We start from the raw sequence: 15,975 nt of genomic DNA, 5'->3' as shown, positions 1-15,975 counted from the left end.
CGCCCGCCGAAGCGCCGCCGGCTGCCGTGGCCGGCGGGTCGCTCAACGGCGACGGCACCGACATCGACCTGCCTCATCTGCCCGCGCACGAAGCCGCCGCAGGGCGCCGCACGTGGCGGCCCGGCAGCGGCGCGGCGCCCGCCGCCGGCGAAAACGACTCGATGTACGAGCGTTCGAAGCTGAATCCCGTACTCACGTTCGACAATTTCGTGACCGGTAAGGCGAACCAGCTCGCACGCGCCGCCGCGATCCAGGTCGCGGACAACCCCGGCATCTCGTACAACCCGCTGTTCCTGTACGGCGGCGTCGGCCTCGGCAAGACCCACCTGATCCATGCGATCGGCAACCAGCTGCTGATCGACAAGCCGGGCGCGCGGATCCGCTACATCCATGCCGAACAATACGTGTCGGACGTCGTGAAGGCGTACCAGCGCAAGGCGTTCGACGACTTCAAGCGCTATTACCACTCGCTCGACCTGCTGCTGATCGACGATATCCAGTTCTTCTCGGGCAAGTCGCGCACGCAGGAGGAATTCTTCTACGCGTTCGAGGCGCTCGTCGCGAACAAGGCGCAGGTGATCATCACCAGCGATACGTATCCGAAGGAAATCTCGGGGATCGACGATCGCCTGATCTCGCGCTTCGACTCCGGCCTCACCGTCGCGATCGAGCCGCCCGAGCTGGAAATGCGCGTCGCGATCCTGATGCGCAAGGCGCAGTCCGAAGGCGTGAACCTGTCGGAAGACGTCGCGTTCTTCGTCGCGAAGCACCTGCGCTCGAACGTCCGCGAACTCGAAGGCGCGCTGCGCAAGATCCTCGCGTATTCGAAGTTCCACGGCCGCGAGATCTCGATCGAGCTGACCAAGGAGGCACTGAAGGACCTGCTGACGGTGCAGAACCGGCAGATCTCGGTCGAGAACATCCAGAAGACCGTCGCCGACTTCTACAACATCAAGGTCGCCGACATGTATTCGAAGAAGCGTCCGGCGAACATCGCGCGGCCGCGCCAGATCGCGATGTACCTCGCGAAGGAACTGACCCAGAAGAGCCTGCCGGAAATCGGCGAGCTGTTCGGCGGACGCGATCACACGACCGTGCTGCACGCGGTGCGCAAGATCGCCGACGAACGGAGCAAGGACGCGCAGCTCAACCACGAGCTGCACGTGCTGGAGCAAACGCTGAAAGGCTGAGCCGCAAACGCCGAAGGGCTGTACCGGCGAATCCTGCAACCGCCCCAATTTAACGGGGGCTGTTCTGTTTTGAGGCACAATACAGGTTTGACCGCTCCGGCGGCGGCGGGCCATGAGCCTGCGCGGCGGGGCGTTGCGAGGCTGCTGCAGGCCGTTATCTCAACGAAGGAACTCTATGCAACTGGTCAAGACCGAACGAGACACCCTCCTCAGGCCGCTGCAAACGGTCAGCGGCATCGTCGAACGCCGCCATACGTTGCCGATCCTCGCCAACCTGCTGATCACCAAGAACGGCCCGGACGTTTCGTTCCTGTCGACCGACCTGGAGCTGCAGATCACGACGCGCGCCGATTTCGGCGTCGGCGGCGAACAGGTCGCGACCACGGTTGCGGCGCGCAAGCTGCTCGACATCCTGCGCGCGATGCCTGACGGCCAGGTCACGCTGTCGCTCGCCGACAAGCGGCTGACGGTCCAGTCCGGCAAGAGCCGCTTCGCGCTGCAGACGCTCGCGGCAGACGAGTTCCCGACCGTCGCGCAAGCGAAGGATTTCGGCGCCAGCCTCACCGTCCCGCAAAAGGCGTTCCGCCAGCTGCTCGGCATGGTGCACTTCGCGATGGCGCAGCAGGACATCCGCTACTACCTGAACGGCATGCTGCTCGTCGTCGACGGCGACCAGCTGATGGCGGTCGCGACCGACGGCCACCGCCTCGCGTTCTCGTCGATGAAGATCGAAGGCGCGTTCGGCCGCCAGGAAGTGATCGTTCCGCGCAAGACCATCCTCGAACTGCAGCGCCTGCTCGAGGACATCGACGACACCGTCAAGATCGATATCGCGCAGACCCAGGCCAAGTTCACGTTCGGCCAGGTCGAACTGGTGTCGAAGCTGGTCGAGGGCAAGTTCCCCGACTTCCAGCGCGTGATCCCGAAGGCACACAAGAACACGTTCGAGATCGGCCGTGAAGAACTGCAGCGCTCGCTGCAGCGCGCCGCGATCCTGACGTCGGACAAGTTCAAGGGCGTGCGCTGCATCATCGCGCCGGGCCAGCTGAAGATCATGTCGACCAACGCCGATCAGGAAGAGGCGCAGGAAGAACTGGAAATCGCCTACCAGGGCGATACGGTCGACATCGGCTTCAACGTCACGTACCTGCTCGACGTGCTCGCGAACCTCAAGGTCGACACCGTGCAGGTGAGCCTCGGCGACGCCAGCTCGAGTGCACTGATCACGGTGCCCGAGAACGACGAGTTCAAGTATGTCGTGATGCCGATGCGCATCTGACGCGCGCGACACACGACACACACCAGGGGGCGGCAAGCCCCTTTGGCGTTTTTATGGCGAATCAACAACCTCTCCTTCTGGCGCCGGTCAGGCGCCGGGGCGAGGTCAGGAAAACTGGCGCGGCCTGGCGTTTTCAGCCGAAAACGCATCACGCCGCCGCTTGAGTGGTCTCGCAGAACCGGAAGATATCCATGACTGAACAGCACAATACGCAGCCCGATAACAGCAGCTACGGCGCCTCGTCGATCCAGATCCTCGAAGGTCTGGAAGCGGTGCGCAAGCGCCCCGGGATGTACATCGGCGACACGTCGGACGGCACCGGTCTGCACCACCTCGTTTTCGAAGTGCTCGACAACTCGATCGACGAGGCGCTGGCCGGGTACTGCAACGACATTCACGTGACGATCCACGCGGACAACTCGATTTCCGTGACCGACAACGGCCGCGGGATTCCGACCGACGTGAAGATGAACGACAAGCACGAACCGAAGCGCAGCGCCGCCGAGATCGTGATGACCGAACTGCATGCCGGCGGCAAGTTCGACCAGAACAGCTACAAGGTGTCGGGCGGCCTGCACGGCGTGGGCGTGTCGTGCGTGAACGCACTGTCGAGCTGGCTGCGGCTGACCGTGCGCCGCAACGGCAAGAAGCACTTCATGGAATTCCATCGCGGCATCGTGCAGAACCGCGAGATCGAGATGGTCGACGGCGTCGAAGTGTCGCCGATGCCGGTGATCGGCGACACCGAGAACCGCGGGACCGAAGTGCACTTCATGGCCGATCCGACGATCTTCGGGACCGTCGAGTATCACTACGACATTCTCGCGAAGCGCATGCGCGAACTGTCGTTCCTGAATAACGGCGTGCGGATCCGTCTCACGGATCTGCGTTCGGGCAAGGAAGACGATTTCGCGTTCGCGGGCGGCGTGAAGGGCTTCGTCGAGTACATCAACAAGACGAAGAGCACGCTGCATCCGACGATCTTCCACATCATCGGCGAGAAGGACGGCGTCGGCGTGGAAGTCGCGATGCAGTGGAACGACAGCTACAACGAGAACGTGCTGTGCTTCACGAACAACATCCCGCAGCGGGATGGCGGGACGCACCTGACCGGCCTGCGTGCGGCGATGACGCGCGTGATCAACAAGTACATTGCCGACAACGAGATCGCCAAGAAGGCGAAGGTCGAGACGTCGGGCGACGACATGCGCGAAGGGTTGTCCTGCGTGCTGTCGGTGAAGGTGCCGGAGCCGAAGTTCAGCTCGCAGACGAAGGACAAGCTGGTGTCTTCGGAAGTGCGTGCGCCGGTCGAAGAAGTGGTGGCGAAGGCGCTGGAGGAGTTTCTGCTGGAAACGCCGAACGACGCGAAGATCATCTGCGGGAAGATCGTCGAAGCGGCGCGCGCGCGCGATGCCGCGCGCAAGGCGCGGGAGATGACGCGGCGCAAGGGCGTGCTCGACGGCGTCGGGCTGCCGGGCAAGCTCGCGGATTGCCAGGAAAAGGATCCGGCGAAGTCGGAAATCTACATCGTCGAGGGCGACTCGGCGGGCGGGTCGGCCAAGCAAGGGCGCGACCGGAAGTTCCAGGCGATCCTGCCGCTGCGCGGCAAGGTGCTCAACGTGGAGAAGGCGCGGTACGACAAGCTGCTGTCTTCCGAGCAGATCGTGACGCTGGTGACGGCGCTGGGATGTGGCATCGGCAAGGATGACTACAACCTCGAAAAGCTCCGTTATCACCGCATCATCATCATGACCGACGCGGACGTCGACGGTGCGCACATCCGGACGCTGCTGCTCACGTTCTTCTATCGCCAGATGCCGGAGATGATCGAGCGCGGGTACGTGTATATCGCGCAGCCGCCGCTCTACAAGGTGAAGGCGGGCAAGGACGAGCGGTATCTGAAGGATGACGGCGAGCTCAACGCGCATATGCTGCGGTTGGCGCTGCAAGGTTCGGAACTGCTGCCGAGCGCGAACGCGCTTCCGATTGCGGGCGATGCGCTTGGGGAACTGGCGCGCTCGTACCTGATGTCGCGGAGCGTGATCGAGCGGCTGAGCCGGTTGTATGACCCGGCGGCGCTGGAAGCGATCATGGACGGCGTGTCGATCGATCTCAGCACCGAAGCGTCGACCGAGGCATCGGCCAGGGCGCTGCAAGCTGCACTTCACGACGATGCGACCAAGAACGGCGTGCAAGTCGTGGCGGCTTATGATCCGGTGCGCGAGTTGCGGTCGCTGCGTGTCGAGCGGGCGCATCACGGGAATGTGCGGGTGTCGGTGATCGACGAGGAATTCCAGCACACGGCGGATTATCAGCAGCTGGTGAACACCGCGAATACGTTCAAGGGGCTGATTGGGGAAGGCGCGGAGATCAAGCGCGGGGAGCGCAGCATGGCCGTGACCGACTTCAAGGGGGCGATGAAGTGGCTGCTCGCGGACGCCGAGCGGAATGTGTCCAAGCAGCGCTATAAGGGTCTCGGCGAGATGAACCCGGAGCAGCTTTGGGAAACCACGATGGATCCGGCGGTGCGGCGACTGCTGCGCGTGCAGATCGAAGATGCGATTGCGGCGGACGGGATCTTTACGACGCTCATGGGAGACGAGGTCGAGCCGCGGAGAGCGTTCATCGAGTCGAATGCGTTGCGGGCGGGGAATATTGACGTTTGATGGTGTGTGTAGATAGCCGCATAACCTGAGAAAAACGGACCCATAAGTTGAGAAACTTATGGGTCTTTGTTATTGACAGTCCGGATTTGCGGGTAACTCATAGACTCCGCTGCCTCTGATATTTCCATAGCGGGATGACCCGCTGATGTGGGATGTGGAGCTCACGACCGGGTATTCCGAGAAACGCCTTCATTTTGAACGAACAGCTAGCTACATAGCTCTCGTAACACTGAATTGATATAGCCATATGTCCCTATTCAATTTAAACTGAGTGACCGCCGCAGATTGTCGTTGAACGACAGGACAACGACATCTTGCCACGGGCGGTAGTGAGTCCTATCGTAGCGTCTGGCGCCAGCATCAAGAGTCAAGCGCCATTTACTTGGATGATTCAAGCGCTGGCAAACACCATGACGATTAAAGACGCTTCAAGTCGGGGGGCTGTAAATAAATTATTCTGCACAGTAATTATCTTATTGAGTTAGGAGCGACTTTCTGGCGAGAGGGGAAACGCCAGACTATCCACTGATACCCGCTGCGCAAGGGGAGCAGACGCTCTGAATAAAGTAGATGGTAATGGCAATGGAAGCTGGGGAGCCACATGGGTTATAAATATTCGCAGCTGGATAAGGAAAATTTAAAGTGGTTTGAGGCTGACAATACGAGGCAAACACTTGAATCCATCGATTTATATGAGGGGCGCATTCGAAGTTTGAAGCCGTGCTCCTTGGAATTTGAATATCCGATATCAGCAATCGCAGGAAAGAATGGATCGGGAAAATCAACCATCCTTGCTCTTGCTGCATGCGCCTTTCATCATTCAGGAAAACCAACGGCCGCGTTGCCGGGGAGGAAGTACTCCTACTATACATTTTCGGATTTTTTCGTGCAGTCAGCAGAAGAACTTCCGCCCGAAGGCATCACTATTTACTACGGAATTAGGCACAACGGCTGGAGTCAATCAGCCAAACTGCCGGACGGTAGTGGATTAGGGTATCAGCGACGTCAGAAAAAACATGGTGGTAAATGGACGGAGTACAATCGCCGAGTTGAACGTGAGGTAATGTTTTTTGGAATAAGCCGCCTCGTTCCGCATTCTGAAAAAAGTGTGGCGGTTGGGTACAGGTCGGTATTCAAAGCTTTGAAAAAAGCCGGATGGGAAGAGAAAGTCGCTGCAGCGGTTGGTAAAATACTGGGTAACTCCTACGACGATTTTCAGGTAAAACAGGCATCAAAATATCGTTTACCCCTAGTTATAAGAAATGGCGGTACTTATTCCGGATTCAACATGGGTGCCGGAGAGAATGCCCTTTTCGAGCTTCTGTCGCATATTTACTCATGTCCGAGCCACGCACTCATCTTGGTTGATGAGCTGGAACTTGGTTTACATGAGCAGGCCCAACGACGTCTTGTGCACCACTTGAAAGAGCTGTGTCGCGAGCGATATATTCAGGTGATTTGCACGACGCACTCACCGGTTATTCTCGAGTCGCTGCCACCTGAGGCGCGCTATTTTGTCGAGAGCACCGACTCACGAACATTGATAACGCAAGCTATCTCACCTAATTATGCAGTTGGGAAGCTCAGTGGTCGAAACGGCTTGGAGTTAGACATTCTGGTCGAAGACGAAGTCGCGGCGGCCCTCATGCTCGCGTTGATGAAGACTGGCGACCGCGTGCGCGTGCGCATCCTTCCTATCGGCTCTCACACTGCCGTAGTTCGGCACTTGGCTGCCCGCTTCAAGGATGACCCGACTCGAAGTGTAGTTGCTGTTTTGGACGGTGACCAGGCTGGCAAGGCGAAGCAACACGAGAAATCGTTTTTGAACGCCTTGGAGACGGTACCTAGCCCAGATTTGGCGAAAACTTGGCTATCGCAGCGACTATCAACGCTTCCGGGCGACGCATGGCCGGAGCGATGGATGCTCCAGCAGTTGCGGTCGGTTGGGCTTGATGAGTTCAGTTCTGAGTTTCATTTGGAGCCAGACGCCGGAGCCGAAGTTCTGGATGATGCTCTTCGCGCAGACGCTCATGACGAGTTCCGAATACTCGCCGATGCACTTGGAATTGACCAAGGTTCTGCGCTACGCGATGCGGCGCGTATCGTAACGAAGCTGCCGTTGGATGAGTTGCAGCCATTGCGGGACTTTTTAGCAATACGACTGGCCCCTGAGAAGTCAAAGGTGGCGACCATCGCTGATGGAGCGTAGCCCGCCACAAAACGCCCAGCTGCGGCGGACGGTGTTTTTTGAATTTCGATTGCAAACATTGCAGATGGGATGTGACAGGAGAGCTTCATTCCGGAGGCTTCGGCCATACCGAATGTGATAGACCTTGACCGAAATTTCCCAGCAATTACGTCCGTTTTTCTTACGTTATGCGCCCGCATTGGCTGGCGCGCCTTATCTGGCAAGGACCAGCTTCTCAGGTAATGCATCTGTCTACAGTGTGTGTAGCAGGAGCCATAAAACTGCGATTTTTCGACCCCATCCATCGAGACATTGATGGATGTGTCCCGACCGCTCGGGTCAGCTCCGCCTAACCCGCCAACGCGTCGAAACGAACAGCGGCCATCTCATCGAGATGGCCGCTGTTTTTTTGCACCACAGACAATCGCGATCGGATTGGGCCGAGTTCACTACACGCGATCCAAGTGCTCACACCGCACATTCGCCATTTCGCCGCCCAACCATCGCACTCACCACGCCATCCTTGCGAATGAGCCCGTGATAAAGCGCTGCCCCCAGATGCGCTAGAAATGTCGCAAAAAGCAAATACGCCAGCCACCGATGCACGTGGCGCAACCATGCGAACAGGATCGGATCGGCCGGCACAATCGCCGGCAGCTGCACGCCGCCGCCCAGCGTGACCGGATACCCGCCCGCCGACAGCATCGCCCATCCGACGAGCGGCATCGCGATCATCAGCACATACAACACGAGATGCGAGCCATGCGCCGCGAATCGCTGCCACGCCGGCATATCTGCGGGCAGCGCCGGCGGCCTCGAGCTGAGCCGCACCGCCACCCGCACACAAACCAGCACCAGCACCGCAACGCCAAGCGGCTTATGAATCGCCACAAGCACCGCATGCCGTTCCGACACCGACGCGACCATCCCAACCCCGATAAACAGCATCGCGACGACCATCACCGCCATGACCCAATGCAGCACGCGCGCAGGAAGACTGAACACGGTTTTCATCATGGTTTCTCCGACGTTGCGTACGCGTTGCCCGGAATACCCGCCTCTTCGCTTGTTCGCCGCAGATACGAATCGGCATACGCCGCCGACCTCGCCGCGAGCAGCGGATCATCCGATGCCTGAATGCCGTCAGGCAGCACCGTCGGGTCGTAATTCACATCCCGGCATGGCCCGCTGTCCTGCGGCTCGACGCGATCGAGCACAAGCGTCCCCGCATCGATCGTCGCCCTGTCCGCAGGCCAGACTTGAGTGGCATCGTCCACCGGATCGCCGGGCTTCGCGAGGGTGATCAGCCACTTCCATTTCTGCGCACCGGTCGCGATACGCCGCGTCAGGTCATCCCGCAACACATTCGGCTCCCCGGCCTTCGCCACATCCCCTGCCGCCGCGGTTTGCTCCGGCACGACCCGCCACCTGACCGCCTGTCTGCGCCCCGACGCGTCGACGAGATAAAACGCATTCAGCCCGTAATAGGTCTCGGTGACGAAGCTGGCACTCGGCTTCGCACCTTTTATCCATTTCCGAAATGCCGCCGTCTCCGGATGCCGATCGAAGAATGCCTTGATTTTCAGTGGATCCGGTTTCCCTGTCTTCGGATCGGGCCGGCTCGCCACCGTCTGCTCATAGAAAGCCTCCGGTGTCGTCACCGGAAAGACCGGCATGCTGTTCATCCCCGTCCGCCATTGCGCGCCATTCGGCGCGGTCAGTGTCAACGCCAGACTCCGGATCGGCACGCTGTTATCCGGCGCATACGGATTCCCGCCGGGCAACGCGAACCGTCCGACGACCGGCGTCCTCACCGCACGAAAGAACGGTGCGGTCGAATATTGGCTTGCCGCACCGTTGCCTTCGAAGTATCCCGTCACGCAGACGCCTTTCGCGTGATTCCGTCGATAGCCCGGATGCAGTCCGCCATTGCGCTGCAATGCATCGACGATCCGCTGCGGCGTCAGCCTCGCCGGCGCGAGCCACCCGCCGACGTACCCGAACGCCGCGGCCACGCCCGCCACGACACCGCCGATCACGGCCCAGCGCCACCATCCGCGCCCCGGGCCGCCGGGTGAAGAAGATTGCTCCATGAGATTCACTCCTGACCACCAGGTCCTGTGTCGAACGCGTAAGACGTCCCGCCGCCCGCTTTATTCCATCGAAATATTTTTCGCGTCCTGTGGAATACACTTTCCCGGCAGGCGTCTCACGCACCGAACCCCAATCCCAGCCGGCTTCCCGCCCGCCATGGCCTCGAACCGACCCGACGACGACCAGCTGCGCGAACTCCTGCCGAGACTGCGCCGCTTCGCGCTCTGGCTGACCCGCGACATCCATGCGGCCGACGATCTCGTCCAGTCGACGCTCGAGCGCGCCCTGTCGAGCGGGTCGGGCCGGCGCGACGACGCATCGTTGCGAAGCTGGCTCTTCACGATCCTGTATCGGCGGTTTATCGACGGCAAGCGCAGCGCGAAGCGCTACGCGTGGCTGCTCGGCCGCATTCGGGAGGACGACGCGCCGCACTGGCCATCTGCCGAACGCGAGGTGGCCGCGCGCGCCATGCTCGAAGCATTCGGACGCCTCTCCGCCGAGCAACGCAGCCTGCTGCTGCTCGTCGCCGTCGAGGGTTTCAGCTACCAGGAAGTCGCCGATCTGCTCGACGTGCCGATCGGCACCGTGATGTCGCGGCTTTCCCGCGCACGCCAGGCACTGCGCAACCTGTGCGACGGCGAGATTCCCGCCCCTGCGCTGCGATTGATGAAATGAACATGCCGCCCAACGAACACGATCTCCACGCCTACGTCGACGGCCGTCTCGACGATGACGAGCGCGCGGCGGTCGAACGCTATCTCGCGCATCATCCGGAACGCGCGGAACAGGTGCGCCAATGGCGGCTGGATGCGCAGCGGCTGCGGGCTGCATTGGCGAACGTGCCGCTGCCGTCCGGCGATCCGACGCCGGATCCTGCTGCGATTCGGGCGAGACGCGCGGCGCGCACCCGTATGCGGTGTGCAACGGCTGCATCGTGCGTGCTTTGTATCGGGATCGGCATGTTTGGAGGATGGCAGGCGCGCGGGTGGAACGGCGCGAGTGCGCCTGTCGCGCCGATGAGCGATGCGGTCGAGGCGTACAGGCTGATGGCGATCGATCGCGACGCGCGTGTCGATTTCGCGCCGGGCGCGCCGGACGATTTACAAGCGTGGCTCGTCAAACGCGTGGGTGCGAAGATGAAACTCCCCGACCTCACCGAAGCCGGGTTCAGGCCGGTCGGCGGACGGTTGTTCGCGACGGAACATGGCCCGGCCGCGATGGTGCTGTACGAGGATCCGGCAGGACGGACGTTGAGTTTCTATGTGCGGCCGCCGGAATCGGCGCATCGTCTGCTCGCGGCTGGCAAGCGCGTGGACGGTGAGCTATTGGCGCGTTACGGCTCACTGCAGGGTTTCAACTACGCGGTAGTCGGGCCTGCAGATAGTCTTGGCGAGAAGGCCGTCGCGACAGCCCTCGACGAACAGACTTGAGATTGCAGCCGATGTGAACCGCTCGTGTGCATGACGGCTGTGTTTTGACGGTCAAGTGACACCTGCGTTATCGCGCGATCATCAATCCCTTTCACGTCTGCATGCGTTCGCCAATGCGCATGCGACGCCGCACATGAACCGGCGACCGTGCTCCGCGCGGTATCGGTGAATGTGCCTTTCTTGCCGGTCTCACCGATTTTTGCGCTTTGCCGGTGAAAGATCTCCGGCGAATCGCCGTCAGAACGGGCGATCCGCAGATTCAGTCCCCAATTTGAAGCCTGCTGCGAGCTTCCGCTGACCCCTTCTTCTCCCTGCTTTTCACAGAACCACAGCCGCTGTGTGAGCAAAACACAGCCACAGTCCTGTGCTTATCCTATGGTGTTAAACGAATACGTATACAAACGTAGTAGTAGTTAACAAGCATCGCGCCGCACAGTGGATAACTGCCCTAACGTCTTGAAGAGCCAGCACCCTGTGAGATTGATAACTGTGAGCATGACCCGTGCACAGTTCTGTGCTGTGTGGAACAACTTTTGGCGCGCGCCACAGTTCGCACAGATATCCTCAATCGTTCCACTGTGAATTCTCAGCATCACAGAGCGGTTTTCCAAAGGCCTCTGTGGATAACCCGGATGTCCCGATGCGCCTTCACAGGATTTTCTGTGGGTGGCGGCCTGGGGTGCGTCGTTTCGGAGATGCATTGATTGCCGATGCGAGTGAGCAACCGAAATATCCGCGCTTCCCCTTACCGAATCCTGCGTGCGGACGCTCGCAGCGCTGGGCCTGCGCCGTGCGGCCCGGCATGTGATTTCGCCGCGTCGACTGCGCACGTCCACGCATCGACATGCAGCGAAAGGTGCTCGCCGGCATGGCGAGCACGCATGAGTCGATGACTGCCGGCACCGCACCGACCGCGTCGAACACATCCCGCCACGCAGCTGTCCGATCGCCCTGCTCCACACCCCGACAAAGAAAATGTTGCGAAATGCTTGTGCTGCGCAAAAAGCTTCCCTATAATCTGCGCCTTCACACAGGCTCGTAGCTCAGTTGGTTAGAGCACCACCTTGACATGGTGGGGGTCGTTGGTTCGAATCCAATCGAGCCTACCAACGAACAAATCGAAGGGGTCTGGCGTCACGCATTACCTTCAGGTACATGCAGGCGCCGTTAGAAAAAGCGCCGCGCGGAAGGTTCGCGCGGCGTCCTTCATTCAAGCCGAACGCAGCGCATGCAGTCCAAGCGCCAGCGCGTTGTACGGCATCTCGACCGTTCCCATTCCAAAACTCGTGATCTGCGGCAGCGCATGCGGCCGGCTCAGCAGCGCGTGCACGATTCGCTCGCACGCGTGTCCGTCGCCATACGGGTTATGCGCGTGCGACATCTCGTCGTATGCGCTGTCGCTGTCGATCAGGCGCGACGCTTCGTGCACGAGCCGCACGGCATCCGTCCCGACGAGCCGCGCCGTGCCGGCCATGATCGCCTCGGGGCGTTCGCTCGTGTCGCGCGTGACGAGCACGGGTTTGCCGAGCGCCGGCCCTTCCTCCTGGATGCCACTCGAATCGGTGATGATGAGGTGCGCGCGCGACATCAGATACACGAACGGCAGGTAGGCCTGCGGTTCGATCACGTGCAGGTTCGACAGACCGTCGAGCTGCGCGTGCATCGGCGCATCGACGAGCGGCTCTCCGCACATCGCGTACACGAACTGCACGTCATGATGACGGGCGGCCAGCACGCGCAGCGCCCGACAGAAGCGGGCGACCAGATCGCCGGTATGCGCATGATGGCCGGTTACCAGCACGACGCGTCCGCTGCCGTCGAGAAACGGATAGCGCTCGGCCATGATGCGCGCATAGGCGTCGTCGCGTTCGAGGATGCGCTGCACGCCCTGCAGCGCGTCGATCAGCGTATCGCCGCTCAGGACGACACTGCCGGCCGGCACGCCCTCGCTGAACAGATTGTGCCGCGCCCGCTCGGTCGGCGCGAAATGCCAGGTCGATACGGCATCGGTCATGCGGCGGTTCAACTCCTCCGGCCACGGCGACCAGATGTCGCCGCTGCGCAACCCGGCTTCGACGTGCGCAACCGGCAGATACCGGTAGAACGCGGCAAGGCTGACCATCAGCGTGGTGGTCGTGTCGCCGTACACGACCACCGTATCCGGATGCAATCGGTCGAACATCGTGCCGATCGCATGCAGCAGGCCGGTCGCCACGTCGGTCTGCGCGTGGCCGGGTGCCGTCAGGTTGAGCTCGTAATCGGGCGTGATGTCGAACAGCGTCAGCAACTGGTCGAACAGCTCCTGGCGCCGTGCGGTCACGCAGACCTTCGCATCGACGTTCCCGTGGGCCTTGAGTGCACGCACGAGCGGCGCCATCCCGACCGTCTCCTGACGCGTGCCGAATACAAACAGAAATTTCCGCATGGTGACTCTCGAATTGCTCCCTGATTCCGATCGTTCAGGCGCGCGAGGCTGCCTGAGCGTGCCGTACGCTGGGATCGGCGGCGCAATGCAATCTAAACCGGGCCGCGCCTGACCGGTTCGCACGGGCAGGCCGACGGCCGCGTTGCGCGAAGGCCGGGGCCGTTTCGTCGAGGGGGCATACGCCGGCGAAGCGTCTCCGTACCCGCCATCTCGTTGCGAGTGGCAAGCTATGTCATCTGTCGTTCCTTGTCGAACGTGGGTTCCGCCGGCTGAATGATTCGCGTCGCACCACCGCGTCGCAGGCGCAAGCGGCGGCGTCACGCCTGACGCTGCAAAATCCAAACCAGCCGCGCCGCGCACGGCGAAGGCACCGCACGTTGCACCGCAGGGTTCGCACGGGCGCACCGGAACGTTTCACACCTGATACGGCGCACGTGCACGGGCCGTCGCTGAGCACCGACGGTGCATCGACGATGTTTTTTTTCTTACCTTCGCGCGACTTTAATAGGATGGCGAACAGTCACGATGCATGTGCCGGAAGCGGCGATCGGCGATGTGCGCCACGCAATGCGAGCCCTGCCTGTGCGTGAGACATGTGGGTTGACGACCGTTGCGCATGCATGGGGATTTTCCCCACCTCGGTGCACGTCATCGCTGACATCGCATGACCGCGTCGAAACGTTGCGTCCGTGATACGGGCGTCTCGCATGCATATGCCGATCTTCTTCTGCATGGCAACGGTGAGTCTCGCGTATTTGCGTGTCGAACCGTTCCTGCGTGCTCACATCGAGCCGGATGCCTTGCGCTCGCGCTCCGCCGCCGCGCCTGCGGCATGTGCGCGGCGATGCAGCGTGAGCGCACGGTGCCGGACGCGGGTTCCGCCGCTGATACGCCAATGAATCAAAAACGCGCCGCCCGGGCGGCTGACGCATGACCGCAATCCGCCCCGTATCTTGCCGGACGGGGCATGGCTCGGCCCTTGCTTCCGGTAGGAATAGCCCCGTCCCATGTGTGCGAACGACAGGCCGCTAATCCGGGACGGCTGATGTGACTGATACGAGGCCGGGAAAAGGCGCGAGGGATCAGCGTCTGCGGTGCTGATTGCGGGAAGCGGCGCCGCGTTGACGCATGCTCCGCCGGCTCCTCCTGAATCCTGTATGCCCGCGACGGCGACCCCGTCGCGGACGCGGGGACGAACGATGAAGGACTGGCGGGCGGGTTCGTTCGGCATCGAAGATTTGCTGCTGCTCGCGCTCGCCTGCGCGCTGGCCGCCTATGACGCGATGCACGCCTGTCCGGCGTGCCGCGGAGACGCGCTGCCGCTGCCATATCCCGCCGCGTGTCCGTGGCTTTTTGCCATGCTGGCCGGCGCAAGCGTCATGCGTTGGCGCGCCCGCCCTGTCCGGCGCGTCAAGCCGTGCGAGCCGTTGCCGGTCGATCCACCCTTGCCCGCCGCCTTGCGCATCGCCCGTCCGCCGTCTGCGACTGGCGCGCGCTGTTCGCCCGTTCTCGCCGTGCGGCCCGATCCGGAGGCGGCGATGCCGTCCGGCTGTCGTATCGCGTTCATGTATGGCATACCGTCCAGGCGCGCGCATGGACGAACCATCGATTCCATACATGCCGGTCACCGGCATGCGGTGCGTCCGCCGTGCGGCCACCGACGAGCGGTCGCGCATGCAGCCGGCCGCCGCCGTGCCGAACGCCCGCACCGTGCTTCATGCCCGCGCGCACGATGTGCGCTGCCCGTCAGTCCGATCCTGCCGACACGGGATTGCCCGCTCTCGTCATATGCCGGCGACGGAATCCGGATCGGTGTGCTCATGTGTGCGGCGCGCGTGCGCCGTCCCGCGGCGCGGCTCCGGCAAGACGGCCGCGCACGCCGTACCACACCGTATCGCATGCGCATGTGCCGTCGACATACATCGCGCGCATGCGCGCGGCATCGGGTTTTTCACTGGAGGTAACGCGTCATGTGTGGCATCGTCGGCGCGGTCGCGCAACGGAACATCATTCCGATCCTGATTGAAGGTTTACGTCGCCTCGAGTATCGCGGCTACGACTCGTGCGGTGTCGCCACCGTGGTCGACGGCGAGGCGCGACGCGAGCGCAGCGTCTCGCGCGTCGCGGATCTCGCGGCGCATGTGGTGGACGCCGGGCTCAGCGGCAGCACGGGTATCGCGCATACGCGCTGGGCGACGCACGGTGCGCCCGCCACCTGCAACGCGCATCCGATCTTCTCGCGCGACGAGATCGCGCTCGTGCACAACGGCATCATCGAAAATCACGAAACGTTGCGTTCACAACTGTCAGACCAGCAATACGAATTCGACGGCCAGACCGACACCGAAGTCGTGGCGCACCTGATCCACAGCAAGTATCGCGGCGATCTGCTCGCGGCCGTGCGCGACGCGACCTCGCAACTGCACGGCGCTTATGCGATCGCGGTGTTCAGCAAGTCCGAGCCGCAGCGGCTCGTCGGCGCGCGGCTCGGCTCGCCGCTCGTCGTCGGCCTGAAGGACGGCGAGTGTTTCGTCGCGTCGGATTCGCTCGCGCTCGCGGGGATCACCGACCGGTTCATCTTTCTCGAGGAAGGCGACATCGTCGAACTGACGGCCGGCCAGGTGCGGATCTTCGATCGTTCGGGCGCGCGGGTCGAGCGCCCGGTGCAGACCGTGGCGGCGGCAGACGAGGCGGTCGAGCTGG

The 15,975-nt window shown here is 62.0% G+C and carries 10 protein-coding genes and 1 tRNA gene; 8 read left to right on the top strand and 3 right to left on the bottom strand.

The genetic code is table 11. From position 1 onward, the window contains the following. The 4 genes from dnaA to KH616_RS11020 form a co-directional block, all read left to right on the top strand. Positions 1 to 1,190 (top strand): chromosomal replication initiator protein DnaA (gene dnaA, locus KH616_RS11035; protein ID WP_292243999.1); only part of this gene is annotated, 1,190 nt, incomplete at its 5' end. Positions 1,191 to 1,365: 175 nt separating this feature from the next. After that, positions 1,366 to 2,469 (top strand): DNA polymerase III subunit beta, encoded by a 1,104-nt coding sequence (gene dnaN / locus KH616_RS11030; protein ID WP_292243998.1) that lies wholly within the window; start codon positions 1,366 to 1,368, stop codon positions 2,467 to 2,469. A 191-nt stretch (positions 2,470 to 2,660) separates the two neighbouring features. Further along, positions 2,661 to 5,135 carry a DNA topoisomerase (ATP-hydrolyzing) subunit B gene (gene gyrB, locus KH616_RS11025; protein WP_292243997.1) on the top strand — a complete coding sequence of 825 codons (2,475 nt, stop codon included), beginning with the start codon at positions 2,661 to 2,663 and terminating at the stop codon, positions 5,133 to 5,135. A 601-nt stretch (positions 5,136 to 5,736) separates the two neighbouring features. Then, complete coding sequence (locus KH616_RS11020) at positions 5,737 to 7,344, top strand: AAA family ATPase (protein WP_292243996.1); 1,608 nt, start codon at positions 5,737 to 5,739, stop codon at positions 7,342 to 7,344. Between the two features lie 447 nt (positions 7,345 to 7,791). Here the strand turns inward: KH616_RS11020 and KH616_RS11015 are convergent, their stop codons facing one another. Together KH616_RS11015 and KH616_RS11010 are read right to left on the bottom strand one after the other, a co-directional pair. Then, positions 7,792 to 8,340 carry a cytochrome b gene (locus tag KH616_RS11015; protein WP_292243994.1) on the bottom strand — a complete coding sequence of 183 codons (549 nt, stop codon included), beginning with the start codon at positions 8,338 to 8,340 and terminating at the stop codon, positions 7,792 to 7,794. Next, entirely contained in the window at positions 8,337 to 9,416 is a 1,080-nt protein-coding gene (locus KH616_RS11010; RefSeq protein WP_292243993.1) for a catalase family peroxidase, read from the bottom strand. The genes KH616_RS11015 and KH616_RS11010 overlap by 4 nt, the downstream gene beginning before the upstream one ends. 157 nt (positions 9,417 to 9,573) lie before the next feature. On the opposite strand from KH616_RS11010, the gene KH616_RS11005 reads away from it, so the two are divergent. The 3 genes from KH616_RS11005 to KH616_RS10995 all read left to right on the top strand — a co-directional run bounded on the left by KH616_RS11005 (position 9,574) and on the right by KH616_RS10995 (position 11,956). Then, positions 9,574 to 10,092: a sigma-70 family RNA polymerase sigma factor gene (locus KH616_RS11005; RefSeq protein WP_292243992.1), complete on the top strand. Its 519-nt coding sequence runs from the start codon at positions 9,574 to 9,576 to the stop codon at positions 10,090 to 10,092. Continuing rightward, a complete protein-coding gene (locus KH616_RS11000; RefSeq protein WP_292243991.1) occupies positions 10,089 to 10,847 on the top strand; it encodes an anti-sigma factor in 759 nt (252 codons plus the stop codon). The genes KH616_RS11005 and KH616_RS11000 overlap by 4 nt, the downstream gene beginning before the upstream one ends. Before the next feature lie 1,032 nt (positions 10,848 to 11,879). Further along, positions 11,880 to 11,956: transfer RNA gene (locus tag KH616_RS10995), tRNA-Val, on the top strand. A gap of 101 nt (positions 11,957 to 12,057) precedes the next feature. On the opposite strand, the gene wecB is transcribed toward KH616_RS10995, so the two are convergent. Continuing rightward, the gene (gene wecB, locus KH616_RS10990; protein ID WP_292243990.1) at positions 12,058 to 13,272 is read right to left on the bottom strand and encodes a UDP-N-acetylglucosamine 2-epimerase (non-hydrolyzing); all 1,215 of its coding nucleotides are present in this window, start codon (positions 13,270 to 13,272) and stop codon (positions 12,058 to 12,060) included. Between the two features lie 1,970 nt (positions 13,273 to 15,242). Here wecB and KH616_RS10985 point away from each other — a divergent pair. Continuing rightward, on the top strand, positions 15,243 to 15,975 hold a 733-nt coding region (locus KH616_RS10985; protein ID WP_292243988.1), incomplete at its 3' end, for a class II glutamine amidotransferase.

This window comes from Burkholderia sp., from assembly GCF_018375725.1.
Classification (GTDB): Bacteria; Pseudomonadota; Gammaproteobacteria; order Burkholderiales; family Burkholderiaceae; genus Burkholderia.
This window is presented reverse-complemented; position numbering and strand designations above follow the sequence as displayed.

What these genes read in the sequence shown, in the direction of transcription:
- dnaN (WP_292243998.1), top strand. Translation starts at nt 1,366, where the DNA reads ATGCAACTGGTCAAGACCGAACGAGACACCCTCCTCAGGCCGCTGCAA.
- gyrB (WP_292243997.1), top strand. Translation starts at nt 2,661, where the DNA reads ATGACTGAACAGCACAATACGCAGCCCGATAACAGCAGCTACGGCGCC.
- KH616_RS11020 (WP_292243996.1), top strand. Translation starts at nt 5,737, where the DNA reads ATGGGTTATAAATATTCGCAGCTGGATAAGGAAAATTTAAAGTGGTTT.
- KH616_RS11015 (WP_292243994.1), bottom strand. Translation starts at nt 8,340, where the DNA reads ATGATGAAAACCGTGTTCAGTCTTCCTGCGCGCGTGCTGCATTGGGTC.
- KH616_RS11010 (WP_292243993.1), bottom strand. Translation starts at nt 9,416, where the DNA reads ATGGAGCAATCTTCTTCACCCGGCGGCCCGGGGCGCGGATGGTGGCGC.
- KH616_RS11005 (WP_292243992.1), top strand. Translation starts at nt 9,574, where the DNA reads ATGGCCTCGAACCGACCCGACGACGACCAGCTGCGCGAACTCCTGCCG.
- KH616_RS11000 (WP_292243991.1), top strand. Translation starts at nt 10,089, where the DNA reads ATGAACATGCCGCCCAACGAACACGATCTCCACGCCTACGTCGACGGC.
- wecB (WP_292243990.1), bottom strand. Translation starts at nt 13,272, where the DNA reads ATGCGGAAATTTCTGTTTGTATTCGGCACGCGTCAGGAGACGGTCGGG.